The 19,205-nt window shown below is 58.9% G+C and carries 10 protein-coding genes and 1 pseudogene; 3 read left to right on the forward strand and 8 right to left on the reverse strand.

Features of this window, described 5'->3' with window-relative positions:
• Positions 1-74 precede the first annotated feature (74 nt).
• Entirely contained in the window at positions 75-1,436 is a 1,362-nt protein-coding gene (locus tag KW824_RS01330; RefSeq protein WP_218408664.1) for a leucine-rich repeat-containing protein kinase family protein, read from the reverse strand.
• Positions 1,437-1,620: 184 nt separating this feature from the next.
• Between KW824_RS01330 and KW824_RS01335 the strand changes: the two are divergent.
• Positions 1,621-2,014: pseudogene (locus tag KW824_RS01335) on the forward strand (methylated-DNA--[protein]-cysteine S-methyltransferase); the annotation flags it as partial.
• Positions 2,015-2,042: 28 nt separating this feature from the next.
• Here KW824_RS01335 and KW824_RS01340 read toward each other — a convergent pair.
• The 6 genes from KW824_RS01340 to KW824_RS01365 form a co-directional block, all read right to left on the reverse strand.
• Complete coding sequence (locus tag KW824_RS01340; protein ID WP_256351217.1) at positions 2,043-5,696, reverse strand: ATP-binding protein; 3,654 nt, start codon at positions 5,694-5,696, stop codon at positions 2,043-2,045.
• A 576-nt stretch (positions 5,697-6,272) separates the two neighbouring features.
• Positions 6,273-6,545 carry a hypothetical protein gene (locus KW824_RS01345; protein WP_010633780.1) on the reverse strand — a complete coding sequence of 91 codons (273 nt, stop codon included), beginning with the start codon at positions 6,543-6,545 and terminating at the stop codon, positions 6,273-6,275.
• 393 nt (positions 6,546-6,938) lie between these two features.
• Positions 6,939-8,528, reverse strand: coding sequence for a glutamine-hydrolyzing GMP synthase (gene guaA / locus KW824_RS01350; RefSeq protein WP_218408665.1), 1,590 nt, complete (start codon positions 8,526-8,528; stop codon positions 6,939-6,941).
• 84 nt (positions 8,529-8,612) lie between these two features.
• Complete coding sequence (guaB, locus tag KW824_RS01355) at positions 8,613-10,076, reverse strand: IMP dehydrogenase (RefSeq protein WP_042650401.1); 1,464 nt, start codon at positions 10,074-10,076, stop codon at positions 8,613-8,615.
• Positions 10,077-10,351: 275 nt separating this feature from the next.
• Complete coding sequence (locus KW824_RS01360) at positions 10,352-10,987, reverse strand: YitT family protein (RefSeq protein ID WP_218408666.1); 636 nt, start codon at positions 10,985-10,987, stop codon at positions 10,352-10,354.
• 630 nt (positions 10,988-11,617) lie between these two features.
• Entirely contained in the window at positions 11,618-14,824 is a 3,207-nt protein-coding gene (locus KW824_RS01365; protein WP_256351218.1) for an alpha-amylase family glycosyl hydrolase, read from the reverse strand.
• Positions 14,825-15,207: 383 nt separating this feature from the next.
• Between KW824_RS01365 and KW824_RS01370 the strand changes: the two genes are divergently transcribed.
• A complete protein-coding gene (locus tag KW824_RS01370) occupies positions 15,208-16,122 on the forward strand; it encodes a DMT family transporter (protein WP_218408667.1) in 915 nt (304 codons plus the stop codon).
• Positions 16,123-16,283: 161 nt separating this feature from the next.
• Positions 16,284-17,648: an exodeoxyribonuclease VII large subunit gene (gene xseA / locus KW824_RS01375; RefSeq protein ID WP_218408668.1), complete on the forward strand. Its 1,365-nt coding sequence runs from the start codon at positions 16,284-16,286 to the stop codon at positions 17,646-17,648.
• A gap of 54 nt (positions 17,649-17,702) precedes the next feature.
• Here the strand turns inward: xseA and hutW are convergent, their stop codons facing one another.
• Positions 17,703-19,076, reverse strand: a complete 1,374-nt coding sequence (hutW, locus tag KW824_RS01380) for a heme anaerobic degradation radical SAM methyltransferase ChuW/HutW (protein WP_218408669.1) — start codon at positions 19,074-19,076, stop codon at positions 17,703-17,705.
• Positions 19,077-19,205: the final 129 nt, after the last annotated feature.

Below are 19,205 nucleotides of genomic sequence, written 5' to 3' on the forward strand. Positions count from 1 at the left end.
TTCATCGGGACGGCGCAAGCCTTGTTGTCCACTGCACAGGGAGCGAGGGTCCGATGACGTCCAGCCGACCGCACTCAGGCGCAGGCGGGCTCAGCCGCCATGGTGGTGGCCACGGCGTCTATCCGGGCAGCAATCTGTGCAAACGAGGGGCGCTGCAACACAGTCTCCAACAGACACGCGTCGGCCAGTGAATGGAGCGCCCCAAGCGCCTCGTCCCTGGGATGGCAGCGCGTCAGCAGCTCCTCCAGCAGGCAGCCAAAGGCCCTGACCTCCAGGCGTTCGAGCCGGGCAGCCCGCTCGCGGTCGTCGCCGTCATAACAGGAGGCGGCGCCGAAATCCCCGAGCAGCACCCGGCCCTGTTCCTGAACAGAGTGCAGCAGAGAGTGCAGCAGGTTGTGGGCGTAGAGATCCCCGTGCAGGATGCCCCGCCCGTGCAGATGCAGCGCGGCGCTTGCCACCCCCTGTGCCATGGCAAGCAGCGCGGCCGGGGTGAAGGTCAGATCCGCCGGATAGACATCCCGGGTGCAGGAGTCCAGGCTCGGCGGCCCCGCCAGGTTGACAAACCCGGGGTCTATCAGCGTCATCACCAGGGCCGGCATGCCAGAGGGGTGGCCGCTGACTCGGCCCGCCACCCCGATGAGATTGGGATGCCTGCCTGCGGCGAGCGACACCGCCATCTCGCAGCGAGGCAGGCCATCGCTGGTCATGACCCCCTTGAAGAGCTTGACTGCCACCCCCTGCGTCCCCTCATCGGAGCGCAGTGCTGCGCTGTGGATTACCCCGGACGCCCCCTGCCCCAGTGGCTCCCCCAGCGTCAACGCCTGCCAGGGGATCTCGGCCGCGGCTGTCGTCTCGCCGAGTCGGCGCTCCTGCTCGTCGCTAAAGGGGTTGCCTGCATAGGCCAGCCAGGCGAGGCGCGGCAAATCGAGCAGCCAGTCGGGAAGCGCCGCCAGCCGGTTGGCGGCGATGCGCAACAGCTCCAAACGCTGGCAGTTGGCAAGGCTCGCCGGCAGCTCGCGCAGGCGGTTGCCAGAGAGCATCAGCTTTTGCAGAGCGGCGCACTGCCCCAGCTCGTCCGGCAGCCGTTCGATGGCGTTGTCAGTCAGGATCAACCAGCGCAGCCCCGCAGGCAGTGACGCGGCGGGAACCGTGGCGATCCGGTTGGCCTTGAACCCCACCATGGTGAGTGCAGGGCAGCGCCCCAGCACCTCGGGCAGCTCGGTGAAGCGGTTCTCGGAGCAGAAGATAATGCGCAGCCTGGTGAATTCGGCCAGCTCGTCAGGGAGTCGATCCAGATCGTTGCCGGTGAGATCCAGCACCTCCAGCGTCTCTTTCAGGCTCAGGATCTCTGGGGGGAACACCGTCAGGTTTTCAGCAAGTTTGAGGTGGCGGGCGCCGCAGAGTTCGCCTGCGCGCAGCTGTTCCAGGGTATGCATGGGATCGTCTCTATCGGGGTGGTCGGCTCGCGGCCAACGGCGCCGCCGAGCATTCGCCCGGCGGCCACAAAGGAGGGGCATTATAAAGAACTGATGCCAGAGATCGCCCCTTTTGTTACAGATGGTCGCCGCATCGCCACACGAACGTGTCACCCAAGATTGATGGCACGCGGGCCTTGGCAAGCCACTGATGCAATTGCAGATCAGATGGTCCAAGGCCCTGCTGCAAAAGGATCTGTCACGTACATAAACGCGGATCAACCAGATGTTCTAGCAAAGCAAAGGCGCCGATTCGCTCAATTTCCCTGCATATAAGTGGCACCAACTTTCAGATCAGCGTCTGGCGGGCGCTGCTCGAGATCCCGCCAGCCAGGGTGGTGAGCTACGCCCAGGTGGCAAACGCCATCGGCAACCCCAAGGCCGCCCGCGCCGTGGGGCTGGCGGTGGGCGCCAACCCCGTCGCCTTGATGATCCCCTGCCACAGAGTCATCCAGCAAAACGGCAAACTTGGCGGCTATTACTGGGGCGAGACCCGCAAGCAGGCGATACACGCCTGGGAAGCGGCGAGGTATGAGTAGCACCCGATTCTACAATCAGCCTTTTCTCTTATAAGCGCCTATAAAGATTCACTCTTATCTCGTCAGTGAAGATAGGGTTCTCACGCCAAGACGAGATAATGTTTCTTGAGTCAAGCCATATGACTAGAGCCTGATTCTCAGGAGTTTTTTTCAATACCGGAGTATTATATCCGACTTTTATTTCAGAATATGGCTTCGGTAGAGTTGCCAAGACAAAACGTACTTCACCATCCGTCATAAGAGAATGATATTTATTAAAGAGTGAAATTTTCGTCGTAATAGGCATGGAGTTAATGACTAAGGATTGAGCAACACCACTATTAATATTGGATAGGTTGGCATCAGTACTGTTAATAATTTGACCGATGAGAGCCGACCGTTCAGGGTGGTTGACAAGTACCTCCAGATTCATCAAATCAATAATCCTAAGCTTGGCTTTATTATCAATTTCAGCGAGAAGAAGATTTTCTCTAAAATCATCATCGAGAGCGAACTCGTCTGGCTCTTCAAGGTATGTATCGATGTTTACGGCTACAAATAAAACCTGTAGCTCGTTGTTACCAGCGAATGCATCAAGACTCTCATTACTGAAAATGATTTTACCTTCATCAATCAGAATGCGAAGCTTTGCAGGTGCAAAACCTTCTGGTAGTTTTGTGCACGGCTTTGGTAGAGCATGAATATATTCTTTATAGGCGGAGTCAGACAGAGAGCCGGCATTGAAGAGGAAGCGACACAGTTTCTGTGAATCAACATCACTAGGAATAGGCTGTTTCAGGATAGCTGTACGGACAGTATCTCGGTCAAGATACCCTGTTAAACTCTCCGCCACGAATTCTTTACTTTCTATAAAAGATAGACAGTTCAACCAAGTTGGCTCGATCAAACCTAACTTGAACAGTGTTGCCTGCAATATCTCTGGAACATCCGCTAACGTTGGCAACAAGGTCGTCTGTCGTCCAAGAAATTTCAGTAGATCATCCTGATCAAGTCCTTCATGCTGCATAACGGCAAGAATAGCCGAGGCATCCTCCTTTGAATTCCCTTCAAGCACCACAAGGATATCATGTAGGTAGCGTTCGAAATCGTGTTCGATCCGCGTCATTAAGGTTGTGTTATTCGTCGAACGTATAGCTGTAAAGTTTCTCTCACGTAGCTGCTCGAGATCGTTCTCTCCCAAAATGGCTTGATAGATGTACTCCAGATTGGCGATTGTAAGTTCGAAGCGCCCCTTCTCGAACATAGCGCGTACAATCTCAAAATGTTCTTTGATTGCGGCCAGATTTTTGACATCAAAGCCAAGACATACAAGACGTTCTGGTGCAAGTTCAGGTGAATTGATCAAAATTTCGAGGAGGTTACCCGAAACAAATAAAGGTAGTTCTTCGAAAACCTTTGCCAGGTTTTCGAGCTGCCTTTCAGGTAGGCTAGAAACTAGTTTGTTTATGTGGGAAATATTATTGGTACTCTCAATGGCTGCAGGGACAAGACCCTTCCAAAAATTGGCCAGCCCCGAAAGTAGCCCTACAACATCGTGGCCACTCGAGTAATAAATATCAAAAAATTCTTCGCAGCTCTCGAACTCTGTTGAAAGGAACCCGAAAAGCTTCTGCAGCTGGTTGTGGTAACGACCCAGATCGCTCAGGAGACAATCAACTAGTTTAACGTTCAAGATATAGTTTTGCCGGAAGTCCTCATCTCGCATCGCTGCAATAACTTCATGTGGATTATCGATTGGAAAAACTGGAACGGGGGGGGTAAATGCTCGTATCTGAATCAGGTACTTATTATCATTAGGTGACAAGCGGCCTGAGTGAAAGAGTGACGTGTATTGGTAGTAGGTATCATCGAGATGGCCTTCCAATATAAGGAAACGGGCAAGCTCCCCGTTTTCTCCGAAATTATCGAAGACATTCTGCACATTATCGGTACCCAAGCGCAACAGCTCATGGAGCTTCGTTGTGCGAAGCGTTGCAATTTTTGATTTTAAGTCGTATATCCGGTGCAAGCCTTTGTTCCTAAAATCAATCGACTTTCCTTCAATTTCCACTTTGCGTTGCAGATAGGATCTCTGAGAGTCCACTTCACTTTGTAATGTTGAAATATTGATTGCTTGGGAGTAACCATTATTGGTGTGGTAGTATATACGTGAAGCATCTATCAACTGTTCGAATGCATCGTTGCTGGCCAAATTAGGAAGTTCAATCCAAACTTGCTGATTATTACTGACGCTCGCTGCATTCGCCGGAAGCTTCTCTACCAGAGTCATAGCATATATTTGCCGTAACTCTCTTAGGTTAGAAGGTGTTTGTCGCTCGAAAAATTCAAACTGCCTTTCGATTTCAGTAATTTCAGCCCTATAGGCGGCTTCACCTAACTCAATTAACTTATCTTTCAGGCTCAATATTTCAGTAAGATTGCCTGTGCCACGGTGTAGCTTCTCAAAGTCCCTTGGATAGACATTCTTATAGATCAAGACCGCGAGAAGTTTATTAGCATCAAGAAGATTTTCTCCATCGGCCTCCAAATTAGCCACATAAATAGCGTATTCATTAAATATATTCTGAATCAACCTAAGATCATTCAGATATCGTGATACCTCTCTCAGAAATTGCCGATCAAGACGCCCATCTAGATCAAGTCTCTTTCCTTGCGCCAATACCATATCAATCGCATTCGATGTGTTAATGATCGGTATGACAGGTATAATGAATTCGAAGAATTTTGTTCTATCTGTATTGACAAACATGTCGTCGCGCAGGGCGTAGAGGAATCTGATGGTGCGCTTTACACCAGCATTCTCGTTCACTAGGCTATTAATTTCACGCAGCGTTACAAAGATATCTGCGTTGTCAAATCGGTCTAGATCTTCAATAATCACAAGATCGTAATTTGTTGATTGGAAAAAATAGACAATTTCATCTAGGTGCCTATTTAGTATGGAGGTTTGGTCATCGCATGCTGGCTTTATTTCAATGTCTTTTAACGAGATGCTTTTTAGTGACAGTCCGAAGCTAGCAACATAAAAATGATGCAGCGCCCTCCAGAAAAATACTACTGCGAGAGTAAATATGGCAATGTTTATGCCATTGCTTATTTCGAATGGAGTGAAGTAAGTGCCACTTACAATATATTCTCGCTGATGAATAACGTACCAAAGCGAGAAAATACCAAGCATTATGAAGAGAGATTTAAATATAGCCAATGCACTTGGAGACTGAATTCTTTTAAATCGTGATAGCGGAAGTCTGTTTGCATCAGCCCCATACAGCATCTGTTGCAGAATACTCCTCTCAATCTCTTGGCGGCTCACCTTCCCTCCCTCCGAATCGGTCTCGGGAACGAACGAAGCCAAAGAAATATGAAGCGCAGGCCGCCGATATTTCAGTAAGAAGGATTGGATAATACTACTCTTTCCTGAGCCATAAGGGCCAGTTAGAGCAATGTTGGAGACCTTCGTATTGTTTGTAGCAAACAGAATCGCTTCGGAATACACGCCCGTCTTGTCTGCCTCATCAGTTGGCGCAAGGTCCACGAACCTAGATGGAGTGTTGGCGGAGCGGTCTTTACTTTCCAGCCAAGACACTACGCTATCAAGGCGATTAGCAAGCCTGCGTGTTAGAGAAGTGATTGTCTTTATCATATGATACGGAATTAACGCCCCCTTAAAAAACGGAAACATACAAACGCCACTTTTTCAATTCACCTTTGGTCATGCTACCGCCCATTTCTAATGATGCCCTATTGTCGGAGTTCGGTAGTCGCCCCCTGAAGTTCATTCATTTCAACTGAACTACACACTGTTTACAAGCTTATTGCTGCAAGACAAGATATTGGGACACCCATCTTTCCATTGTTCGAGCTCATCCTTGCCATTGATGGATAGGATATTGATCCCCTACAAACCGCCGAGTCGAGCGCAGTGGCTTAGCCGCAGGTGGCATAGGGATATGCCGTGTGCGGCAGCTCGTCCGTTCCGTTGGGCGAGACAAGGAGACCCACAAAGCGGATGACAGGATGGGGAAAGACCTTCCAGGACCGGCAAAAAATTACTCGCCCACGCCCGAAGATCGGGCTAAATACCTTTCGAGGACGGAATCATTGCATCTACAAGTCGCAGTTGCGTCCAGCTTTGAGGGCAACGTTCTTGCTAGCCATAGAAAAAGAAAAGACGCCCTAAGGCGTCTTTCTTATCACTGAGATGTGGGTCGAACCGGTTAGGGGCTATTCCCCCTCCCCACCTAGCCCCACCACCCAATCAGATCGGGGTGATGGAGGTGATATGGGCCGACCCATCCAGGGACTGGAAGATCTGCACCACGGCTTCTCCGTGGATGGGGTTGGGCAGCGGCACCGTGGTTTTGCATTTGAAACGGTAGTTGGTGCCGGCGACGACCTGGGTGGAGACTTCAAAGGGGGTGTACTGCACCCCGACAAATCCTTCCAGCGCCTGGTTGAATACCGCCTGATCCTTGGCGCTCAGCTTGTGGTAGGCAGTCCATCCGCCCAACAGCACTGCTTGTTCTGACATAACAAACCCTCCGTGATCTCTTGTCCCTACTCGTTTGGCTGTTCGGGTTCCGCCCCGTTGATTCAAGTGGTGTCCGGACTCCACCGGGGTGTCATCACTGCCCTTTGACGTGATGACGATGGGCAGTTTGCGCAGCTGTCAGCTCGTGAGTCAGCCCTCCCCCTTGCCATGAGCGCCTGATGATAATGGTCTCAATTGGCATGAGAGAACCTGGTGCGGGATAGTGAAAATGCCCCTGTCACATATGACAGGGGCAAAGCGGTGAAAAAGCTGCTCGGAAAACGAAGATGTGGGGCGCAAACGATTGGAAAAAGAAAAGGCGCCTCAAGGGCGCCTTTTTGACAGTTTTGCGTGTTCGCAGGGAGAGGCGTTAGCCGCTTATTCCCACACCTTTTATTCCCACTCAATGGTTGCAGGCGGCTTGCCGGAGACGTCGTACACCACGCGGGAGATACCGTTGATCTCGTTGATGATGCGATTCGACACGTGGCCGAGGAAGTCGTACGGCAGGTGGGCCCAGTGGGCGGTCATGAAGTCGATAGTCTCGACGGCGCGCAGCGCAATGACCCAGTCATATTTGCGGCCATCGCCCATGACGCCAACAGAGCGCACCGGCAGGAAGACGGCGAACGCCTGGCTGACCTGGTTGTAGAGGTCGGCTTTGCGCAGCTCTTCGATAAAGACCGCATCGGCCTTGCGCAGCAGATCGCAGTACTCTTTCTTCACTTCGCCAAGCACGCGCACGCCCAGACCCGGACCCGGGAAGGGGTGACGGTAGAGCATGTCGTAGGGCAGACCGAGTTCGAGGCCGACACGGCGCACTTCGTCCTTGAACAGCTCGCGCAGCGGCTCCACCAGACCCATCTTCATCTCTTCCGGCAGGCCGCCGACGTTGTGGTGGGACTTGATGACGTGGGCCTTGCCGGTCTTGCTGGCAGCGGATTCGATGACGTCCGGGTAGATGGTGCCCTGCGCCAGCCACTTGGCGTTTTTGAGCTTCTTGGCTTCGTCGTCGAACACTTCCACAAAGACGCGACCTATGGTCTTGCGCTTGGCTTCCGGCTCGTCGATGCCCGCGAGAGCTGACAGGAAGCGCTCTTCGGCATCGACCTTGACGATCTTGAGGCCGAAGTGATCGCCAAACATCTCCATGACCTGGGTGCCTTCGTTCAGGCGCAGCAGGCCGTTGTCCACGAAGACGCAGGTGAGGCGATCACCGATGGCGCGGTGCACCAGCATGGCAACCACGGAGGAGTCCACGCCGCCGGAGAGGCCCAGGATCACCTCGTCGTCACCCACCTGCTCGCGGATGCGGACAACGGCGTCGTCGATGATGGTGGCCGGGGTCCAGAGGCATTCGCAGCCGCAGATCTCTTTGACAAAGTGCTCCAGCATGCGGGCACCCTGGCGGGTGTGGGTCACTTCCGGGTGGAACTGCACGCCGTAGAAGCGACGGGCCTCATCGGCCATGGCCGCATGGGGGCAAGTCGCGGTCTGGGCTATGGTGGTGAAGCCAGCCGGGATCTCGGTGACCTTGTCGCCGTGGCTCATCCAGACGTCCAGCAGAGCATGGCCGTTGTCTTTGATCGCGTCTTCGATGTTGCGCAGCAAGGCGCTGGTCTTGCCGGAGTGGCCCAGCACTTCGACCTGGGCATAACCAAATTCACGCAGGTTGGAGGACTGCACCTTGCCGCCGAGCTGCTCGGACATGGTCTGCATGCCGTAGCAGATGCCGAACACCGGCACGCCGGCATTGAACACGTACTCGGGGGCGCGCGGGCTGCCCGCCTCGGTCACGGATTCCGGGCCGCCGGAGAGGATGATGCCGCTCGGATTGAACTCGCGGATCTGCTCTTCGGTTACGTCCCAGGCCCACAGCTCGCAGTAGACGCCGATTTCACGGACGCGACGGGCGATGAGCTGGGTGTACTGGGAACCAAAATCCAGGATAAGGATACGGTGGGCGTGAATGTCTTTAGTCATTTTATTCCTGCATCAGGCTGATGTTGTCACAAAAAGCATGGGATAAAAAAATGGTGGAAAAACGGGGCGCAGGGCCCCGTTTTATCAGCCCATCCGGTAGTTGGGGGCTTCTTTGGTGATGGTCACGTCGTGAACGTGGGACTCTTTCATCCCGGCGCCCGAGATGCGCACGAACTCGGCCTTGGTGCGCATGTCGTCTATGGTGGCGCTGCCGGTCAGGCCCATGGAGGAGCGCAGGCCACCCATCTGCTGATGGATGATCTCTTTGAGGCGGCCCTTGTACGGCACGCGTCCTTCGATCCCTTCCGGTACCAGCTTATCGGCGGCGTTGTCGGTCTGGAAGTAGCGATCGCTGGAGCCCTTGGACATGGCGCCCAGGGAGCCCATGCCGCGGTAGGACTTGAAGGAGCGGCCCTGGTAGAGCTCGATCTCGCCCGGTGCCTCTTCGGTACCGGCGAACATGGAGCCCACCATGACGCAGCTTGCGCCGGCGGCGATGGCCTTGGCCACGTCACCGGAGAAGCGGATGCCGCCATCGGCAATCACCGGGATACCAGTGCCTTCCAGGGCGTCGACGGCGTCGGAGATGGCGGTGATCTGGGGCACACCCACGCCGGTCACGATACGGGTAGTACAGATGGAGCCCGGGCCGATACCGACCTTGACGGCATTGACGCCGGCGGCGGCCAGCGCCTTGGCGCCAGCGGCGGTGGCGACGTTGCCGCCGATGATTTGCAGGTCAGGATAGGCATCACGGGTCGCCTTGATGCGATCCAGCACGCCCTGGGAGTGGCCATGGGAGGAGTCAATCAGCAGCACGTCCACACCGGCTTCCACCAGGGCGGCGACGCGCTCTTCGTTACCGGCACCGGCACCGACGGCGGCACCGACCCGCAGACGGCCGCGCTCGTCTTTACAGGCGTTCGGCTTGCGTTCGGCTTTCTGGAAATCTTTAACGGTGATCATGCCCTTGAGTTTGAAATCGGCGTTCACCACCAGCACCTTCTCGATACGGTGCTTCTGCATCAGGGCAACCACCTCTTCGCGAGGGGCTCCTTCACGCACGGTGACCAGACGATCCTTCTGGGTCATGATCTGTTCAACGGTCTGGGAGAGATCGATCACGAAGCGCACATCACGGCCGGTGATGATGCCCACCAGCTGGTTGCCGTCAGTCACCACGGGGTAACCGGCGAAACCGTTCTTGTGGCTCAGCTCCTTGATCTGGGCGATGGTCATGTCAGGGCGTACGGTGACGGGGTCGGAGACCACGCCGCTCTCGTACTTCTTGACCTTGCGCACTTCGGCAGCCTGCTGCTCGATGGACATGTTCTTGTGAATGAAGCCGATACCGCCTTCCTGGGCCAGTGCGATAGCCAGACGGGCTTCGGTCACTGTGTCCATGGCAGCGGAAATCATCGGGATATTCAGGGAGATAGCAGACGTGAGCTTGGTACGCAGGTCGGCGGTATTCGGAAGAACAGTGGAGTGTGCTGGAACCAACAGTACATCGTCGAAGGTCAGCGCTTCTTTGGCAATCCTGAGCATGGCAATATCTCACCGTTGAGGAGTGGGGGTGTAAAATATTGCCGACAAATTTTACTCATGCATTGGCCAGTGGTAAAGAAGTTTTTTGAATTTTTTATGGCGTAGCCCGATTTAATACGACCAACGGGGCAAAAAACCAATAAATTCAGGCGTAACCATGCCTTTTTTCGCGACAAGATGATCTTTTTTGCCGTTGGCAGCCAAATGCCGGTGAAGCGCCCCTCGGGTCACTTTTTAACAATTCCCCTCCCCCGCGCCCCGCAGGGGGCCACCACTCAGCCCCCCTGGTAGCGACCGGGTTTGTGCCAGTTCATCAGCATGGCGTTCATGGCGAGTGCGCTTAAGGTAGACCAGAGCAGCAGAGAGAGCGGCAGGGTGAGCAGGGAGAGCGCAAACACCAGCACATCGAGCACCATCTGGCTCTTTCCCTCATTGATGCCGGTGCGCCTTTGCAGCCAGAGCGTCACCACGCCTATGCCCCCCACCGAGGCGTTGTGGCGGGCCAGGGACAAGACCCCCATGCCGAGGAAGGTGCCCCCCACCAGGGCCGAAAACAGGGGATGGACATAGCTCACCGTCAAGAGCAGCGGCACCGCCTGGGTGGCGGCCGAGAGGGCGACGTTGACGATCAGCGTCTTGACCATGAAGGCCCGCCCCATGGTGACATAGCCAAACACCAGGAAGGGCAGGTTGACCAGGAAGAAGAGCACCCCTATGGGCAGGCTGCTGACATGGGCGAGCAGCAGGGCTATGCCCGCGATGCCGCCGGTGATCATGCCGGCGCACTTGAGCAGATTGAGGCCGACTGCGATAAACATGACGCCAAGCACCATGCCGTAGACATCGTCCTTGAGGCTGTGGGCCAGCCCCTTGTCCACAGAGAGTGGCTGCATGGTCATTTCACCTTCCATATGACTCCTTAACACGAATTGATTGTGGCGTCCCTTGCCCGAAAACCAGGCCGCTCCGGCACGGATGGCGGCGGTGCATTCAGCCTGCTGACACCAACCCCCGACCTTGCGGCCCCCTGCCCCTGACATCGCCATCATGGGCATGACAAGTCACAGCAAAAAGAGCGCCAATCAAAACAAGAGTCCGAGATACCATCAAAAATCGAATTTAAATTCCGTATAGCCATCAAGAAACAGATGGAACATACCAATCCGGGGATGGGCTACCCTGCTGGATCAGCATGTTTACCCAATCCACTCAAAAACATGTCGCGGTCATTCCTGATTAACCCGTTTATTCGGTGGATCATGCCGATTAAATGCCACTTTAAAGCATGTAAGATGCCCATCAGGAGGGAGCCATGGGGGTGATACGGCATGTTTCTGCGGGATTGGGCTCAAGAGCAAACAACAAGGAAATGCACCACATCGGGGCAAACGCACCAAAGACGTGCAATTCTGGGCCCTGGGCTTGCCTCCCCCAGCGCGACCAGGGTGGGATGCACCTACCTTCATCCCCCGCTTCACGCCTCGGTGCCATAAAAAAGTCGGCCCCAAGGCCGACTCGCTGCACACCATGACAGGCTTCCCTTATTTGAGGTATTTGCCGTCAATCCCCACCTTGCCCGGGCCGTTCAACACCCAGACTCGCGCCGAGTAGGCGGGCACCTGGAAGCTCAGGCTGCCGTTGCTGACGCTCTGGCTCGCGCCGGTTACCGCGTCCCTGTAGGTGCCGTTCTTCAGGCCGCTCAGGCTTATCTGCTGGGCCGAGTTGGCCGCGAGGCCCACGGCGGCGTAGCTGCCTTGAGCGCTCAGGTCGCGCACGAAGCTGATGCCGCTCCCCCACTCGTTCACCTGGCTCATGGGCGCCTTCTGCAGGGCGGGCACCGCCTTGCGGATCTGGTTCAGGCGCTTGATGTGCTGATAGAGCGGGTGGCTCGGCGTGGCCGGGTTATCTAGTACGTCGCCGTAGTAGGCGCGACCGGTCTGATCCACCGTCATGGTGGCCCCGTCGATGTCTTGCGGCTTGCCGGCCTGGAACATCACCTCCTCCCCGTAGTAGAGGGTCGGGATGCCCCGCGCCGTCCAGAGCAGGTTGTAGGTCATGGCCGCATTGCCCTCTTCCCCGCCGTAGCGGTACTTGAAGTCGTTGTCCGGCCCCACGTCGTGGTTCTGGAAGAAGGTGATGAGCTTGGTGGCATCGCCATAGACCCAGTCCATCCCAAAGATCCCCCCCACCCCGCCAAAGCTCCCCTTGGTGACGTTGTCACGGAAGGTGGAGAAGAGGGAGAAGTCCAGCACCGAGAGGCCGGAATCACCCCCTGCGCGGGGATCCGCCGGGTTGGCCGTGGTGCGGGTATACCACCAGGGGCGGATCACCGCCGAGGCGTTGTCATTGGCCAGCTCAGAGCCCCAGCCGGTGCCCTTGACCAGGTTCTCGCCAAAGACGAACAGCCCCGGCTTGTGGGCCTGCCAATCGTGGACATAGGTCAGCAGCTCGTCCCGCTCGATGTGCTTCAAGGTATCGATGCGAATGGCGTCGACCCCCATGTCGAGGTACTGGTGGATGGCGCCGTTGAGGTAATCCTTGACGTTCTGGTTGCCGGTGGCGAGATCGATGCAATCCCCCGCCATGTGCTTGCGCTGCAGGGCGAGCGGGCTCTCCCAGTCGCCGCCTGACATGAAGCCGTCCAGGTGATACCAGCTGGGATCCAGGGTCTGGGCGTCGATGCCGAAGAAGCGGTTCGGGTTGTAGCCTGCGCTCGGCACTGTGGCGCCGGTCTTGGGGTCCACCAGGGGCTGGGTGCCCACCGGATCGGACTGGCAGCGGGCCTTGTACCAGTCGGGGGCCGCCGGGTTGTCGTCGTCACAGCGGTTGGCGCTGGCGTAGTCCCCGAGGTTGCCCTGATAGGGGCCGTTGTTGATGAGTCCCTGGCTGGAGCCTGCCGGCACGTAGTACTTGACCGGCAGGCGATCGATCCAGGTCTTCCCGCGCAGGCCGTACTGGCTCGAATGGTTGATCACCACATCCTGTATTACCTTGAGCCCCTTGGCGTGGGCAGCCTGGATGAACTCGCGATAACCGGCCCCCGGCGACTCCAGACGGGGATCGACCCGGTAGAAGTCGTAGGCGTGATAGCCGTGGTAGTCGAGGCCGGAGCGGTTCTCCACCGGCGGCGTCACCCAAATGGCGGTGAAGCCGAGATCCTTGATGTAGTCGAGCTTCTCGATGAGCCCCTTGAAGTCGCCACGCCAGTGAGGATCCCCCGCCTTGTAGCGGTCCCGATTGTAGTAGTTGTTGCTCCCATCCCCATCGTAGAAACGGGCGGTCAGCAGGAAGTAGATGCTCTCGGCGCGAAAATCGCCGCTCGCCACCGGGGTCTCGCCAATCTGATAGCTGAAGCTCTGCACCCCTTGATTGCCGCTGGCGTCGATGGCGAGGGTGCGGATCACCAGATCGGTGCCGCTGCCCTTGTCGCTGGCGAGAATGGCCTGACCGGCGTAGAGGGGGGATGCCGTGGTGGGGGTGCTGCCGTCCGTGGTGAAATGAACGGCGGGGGCGCTGTCGTTATCGTCGCTCACTCCCAGGGTGATGGACTGGCTATCCACATAGCTGCCCGGGGCCGGGGTGGCGGTCACAGTGGGCGCCTGATTGTCGGCGCCGGCGAGCGGTGCCGCCTCCAGCGTCTTGTCCTGGTTGTCGAAGCAGATGCGGTAACTGGTGTTGGCGCTCACCTTGTAGTCCTGGGCCGGGTAAGCCTCGGTCCAGTCCCCCTTGCGGTCAATCTTGAAGCGGGGGTTGCTGCTGCCAAAGGTCTGCTCGGTACAGAAGGTCACTCCATCCTCGCTGGTCATGGCGGTCAGACCCCAGTTGTTGGGGGTGCCGCGGAAATACCAGCTGCCGCCGGTCTGGGCGGCGGCAACCACCAGGCTCACGCTGCTGCTGCTCCTTGCCCCCTGATCGTCGGTGACCGTCAGGCCATAGGTGAAGGTGCCCGCCTGAGCTGTGTTGACGCTGATACTCTCCGTGGTCTCACCGCTGCTCCACAGATAGCTCGCTATCTGGCCGTCGGGATCCGTGGAGTCGCTGCCGCTCAAGGTCACGGCATCCCCCACAGCGACATTCAGGATGCCCCCCGGGGTGATGACAGCGATGGGGGGCTGGTTGTCGTCCCCGAGCGCCGTGATGCTGTAGACCTGGGTCTGGTCGTTGACCTGGAAGCGAACATTGCCGGTGCCACTCCAGAGGATGTCGCCGCCGCTGCGCTCGAGCACGCCATCGGCGTTGCTGTCGCCGAAGTTGATGGCCCAGTCCCCCGCCTGATCAAACTTGAGCCGCTGGTTGGTCTTGCCATCCATGTAGGCGTCGGCCTGCCACAGGTGATCCGCCACCAGCGTCATGGGCAGGCTGGCCCAGCCATTGAAGGTGCCGCGCACATTGAGCTGCGGCAGCGTGCTGGCAAACCCTGCGGCCTCGCAACTCGCCACCGCCGTGGTGGTGATGGCCTGGGTGCCGGCATGGATGCGGATCTGATAGGAGGTATTGGCAGTGACCGCGTAGTCGGCGCTCGGGTAGCTCTGCTGCCAGTTGCCGTATCGGTCGATTTTAAAGCGCGGGCCGCCGCTGGCGTCCCCGCTCACGAAGCGCTGGCAGGTATCAAAGTTGACGCCGTCCGTCGACGTCATGGCGGTCGCCGCCCATCCATTCGCGGTGCCCCGGAAGAACCATTCCGCCGCCGTGCTCGGCGCCGTGATCAGGGTTCCCAACAATCCGGCCGCGAGTATCCATCTAGCCATTGATAGTCCTTTATTTTCATTGTTTTGTGTGTGACGCCTGTGTACCCAGGCATTCCCCCATCCGCAACGTCCCGCCTTCGGATGAGCCCGACCAGTCTAGAGTCCCGAGTGACCGACTCATGGCCAACACGCGCAAAATGTGACCGATGTCGACCTCGCCATTGGCTGTATGTGATTGATAGCGCTTTCATTTCTTTGTATGGGAGTGAAGGGGAAGTCCCCCACCCGGAGGATATAGACGCGCCGCCCGTGGCGGTCACATCGGGGAACCTTATCAGCGCCTTTCCTACTGCTCTGGGCCGTTGCCATTGGGGACGCTTGCCGCCATGATGCAAGGCCCCTTGCCATCTCGGGCAGCAGGGCGGTTCATTCAGGGAGAGAAGATGAGAACATCGGATTACGTGCGGCTGCTGGCGCTGGCGGCCATCTGGGGCGCCAGCTTCCTGTTCATGCGCATCGCCGCGCCCGCCTTCGGCTCGGTCAACACCACCTTCCTGCGGGTCTTTTTCGCCCTGGTCGGGCTCGCCGCCATGCTGTTGCTGCTGCGCACTCCCATGTTGTTTCAGGGCAAGCTCAAGTCCATCATGGTGCTCGGCATCATCAACTCGGGCGTGCCCTTCCTGATGTACGCCATCGCCGCGCTCTGGCTGCCCGCCGGTTATTCCGCCATCCTCAACGCCACCACACCGCTGATGGGGGCCCTCATCGGCTTCTCCTTCTTCAACGAGACGCTGACCTTGCGCAAGTGGAGCGGCGTCATGCTGGGGCTGATGGGCATAGGGCTCATCACCACTACGGGGGAGGTCGACCTGAGCGGTCAGCTGGCCATCGGCGTGCTGGCCTGCCTCATCGCCACCGCCTGCTATGGCTGCGCCGGCTTCCTCACCCGGCGCTGGATCAGTGAGCGGGGGGGCCTCGACGCCAAGCTGGTGGCCTTTGGCAGCCAGCTCGGTGCCTGCCTCTTCCTGCTTCCCTTCTTCGGCTACACCCTGGTGACAGGCCCCACCGTCAACTGGGCCCAGCCTGACGTCTGGGCCAGCGTGCTGGCGGTCGGCTTCATCTGCACCGCCCTCGCCTATCTGATCTACTTCAGGCTGATCGCCGATATCGGGCCCCTGCGCTCCCTGACGGTCACCTTCCTGATCCCGCCCTTTGGCATACTGTGGGGCTATCTGGTGCTCGGCGAGACCCTCACCGGCGGCTTCGTGGCGGGCGGCGCCATCGTCTGTCTCGCGGTCTGGCTGGTGGTGAGCCCGAGCAAAGCCGCCAAACCGGCCAAGGCGCAGCCACAGAGCTAACTGCCGTCTGCCGGACCCCATGGCTCGGCGTCTGACACAGCCAAACTGGTGCCAGATGCCGCTGCTGCCACAGACACGGACTCGGCGGATGGGCTGAACTGGGGTAAGATATGCCCCATCGTTTTCTCCCCGCCCCGGCGGACACAGCAGCAGGGCCAGCCTTGAACCACCTCGACGAATCCAGCCAGAGCAGGCAGCAGCAAATCTTCACCGTCACCCGCCTCAACAGCGCCGTGCGCATGATACTGGAGCAGGATCTGGGGCTGGTGTGGCTGACTGGGGAGCTTTCCAACCTGGCGATGCCAAGCTCGGGCCACTGGTACTTCTCCCTCAAGGACATCTCAGCCCAGGTGCGCTGCGCCATGTTCAAGGGCAACAACCGCCGAGTGCCGTTCCGGCCGCAAGATGGCATGCAGGTGCTGGTGCAGGCGCGGGTCTCCCTCTATGAGCCCCGGGGCGACTACCAGCTCATCATCGAATCCATGCAACCCGCCGGGGACGGCATGCTGGCCCTGCGCTTCGAGGAGCTCAAGCGCCGCCTCGGCGCCGAGGGGCTGTTCGACGAGGGCCGCAAGCGCCCGCTCCCCCGCGAGCCGCGCGCCGTGGGGCTGGTCACCTCGGCCACCGGCGCCGCCCTGCACGACATGCTGACGGTGCTGGGGCGCCGCGCCCCGGATCTCCCGGTCTTCATCTATCCGACTCAGGTGCAGGGCAGCGCCGCCATCGGCCAGATCGTCGCGGCCATCACTCTTGCCAACCGCCGCGCCGAGGTGGATGTGCTCATCGTCGGGCGCGGCGGCGGATCGCTGGAAGATCTCTGGTGCTTCAACGAGGAGGCGGTGGCCCGCGCCATTGCCCACTCCACCATTCCGGTGGTGAGCGCCGTGGGCCACGAGGTGGACGTCACCATCAGCGACTTCGCCGCTGATCTGCGCGCCCCCACCCCCTCCGCCGCCGCCGAGCTGGTAGCACCGGACAGGAGCGCCCGCGCCCAGCGCCTGGTGCATCTCAAGCAGCGCCTGGTGCAGGCCATCTCCCGGCGCCAGACCGCCGCCCGCCACGGCTTCGTGCTGCTGCAAAAGCGGCTCGACCATCAGGACCCCAAGCGCCGACTGGAGCAGCAGTCCCAGCGTCTGGACGAGTTGTCCGGCCGCCTGCAGCAACTGCTCAATCTGCGCCTGCATCAGGGGGAGCGGCGCCTTGCAAACCTAGAACTGCGCTTGCAGGCCAGGAGCCCGGAAAAACTGCTGGCCGCTGGCAAGCGTCGTCACCAGCTGGCACAAGAGCGGCTCCATACCCTGATGAACAAGCGCCAGGATCTCGCCGCCCACCGCCTCGCCATGCTGAGTGCGCGCCTCGACGGGATAAGCCCGCTGGCCACCCTGGGGCGGGGTTACTCCATCACCCGTACCCCCAGTGGCGAGGTCATCAGCCGCGCCGCCCAGGTGAGCCCGGGCCAGCAACTGGTCACCACGCTCGCCGAGGGCAGCCTGCGGGTGCGGGTGGAGGAAGTGCACAATCCATGACGAAAAGGGGCCTTCAAGCGGCCCCCTTTCCTTTCTCGTTTTGCTCCCTGCCCACTACACCCGCGAGTGATGCCGGGCCCCGCCCGGATGAGCGGCGAGGGTTGCCGCCTCCCCTCCCATGGGATTTGACTGCAGATACTCGAACAGACCCGCCTGCAGATTGACGTTCCAGAAGCGCCCCGCCAGGGTCAGCGCCAGTGTCTCCCCGGTCAGCTCGGCCAGGCCGTGCTGTTGCCAGCGTTCAAAGAGCGGCAACAGATGCGTCCGCAAGGAGGACGGCAAGCGCCCGAGGGCCAGCCAGCCGGTATCGAGGCCACCGCGCAGCAGGCCATCGACGGGCGCGTTGGGGTTGGGCCTCATCACCATGCCGGGGGCACGCAGACCGGCCGCCAGCGCCTCGTGCCAGGCTGCCAGATCCCGGCCATACATGAGACCGTGGCCATGGATGTTGCCCCCCGCCCCCGCGCCGAAGGGGAGGATCTCGGCGCCGCGCTTGGCCATCTGGTTGTAGCGGCTCTGCTCGGCGTCGCTGCGCCGCCAGTGGCTGCAGGAGAGCCGCTGCCAGCCCCCCTGCTCCAGGGTGTGGGCGCCATAGGCATACATGGCCGCCCGCTGCTGGCCATCGGCGCACCAGCCGAGCCGGCCCTTCTCCTGCGCCCGATCCAGATTGGTGCCCTGCATGGAGATGAGCTGGTAGAGATCCACCCCGTGCACACCGCTGGCCATCACGTCCGCGATGTCCTGGCGCCACAGGGCATCATCCTGCCCCGGCAGGCCGAAGATGAGATCCGCCACTATGACGGCTGCGTCATCCCGGGTCAGCTCCCCCAGCCGGGCGAGCAGTGTCTCCCTGTCGTCGAAACGGGCCGCCTGCTGGCGTACCTCTGTGTTGAAGCTCTGCACCCCGAACGAGAAGCGGTTGAAGCCCCCCGCCAGGGCCGTCTGCCACTTCTCATCATCAAAACCGTTGAGCCGCCCCTCCAGGGTCAGTTCCGCATCCGGGGTCAAGGGGAAGGTGCGAATGGCCCTGGCCAGTCGCCCCAGATCCGCCGCCGCCATGTCGGTCGGGGTGCCGCCCCCCACGTAGATGGCCGAGAAGGGGCGGCTCTGGCCAAAGGGCGACTCGGCGGCCCGTTGCAGGTCGTCGCACAGGGCCGCCATGTAATGGCTCATGCGCGCCGGGTTGGCGCCGTTTTCGAAGAAGTTGCAGAAGCTGCAGCGCTTGCGGCAGAAGGGAACATGAATATAGATCGCCCGCTCCTGAGCCTCGCTCGGCCGCTGCCACCAGGCTCGCCAGCCGTGGTCGTCCAGCGTCAAGGGGGCTGCGCCGCCCCGGCTGGCATGGGCCGAGGTCTTGGTACCAAAGGCGAACTTCAGGGGATCCGGGGTGGCGAGCCCCGTCATGGTCGGGGTGAATAGTGGCGTCATCACTGGCAGGTTACCGTCTGGAAATAATGCAAATGATAACGAATATCAGTTGAGCTCCGTGTTGTGCTGGATCAAGTCAGGGACATTGAGAGGGCGTCATCGCCCCCGCTATCTGGGTACGAGAGAGCA

The organism is Aeromonas sp. sif0611, from assembly GCF_019218845.1.
Lineage (GTDB): Bacteria > Pseudomonadota > Gammaproteobacteria > Enterobacterales > Aeromonadaceae > Aeromonas > Aeromonas media.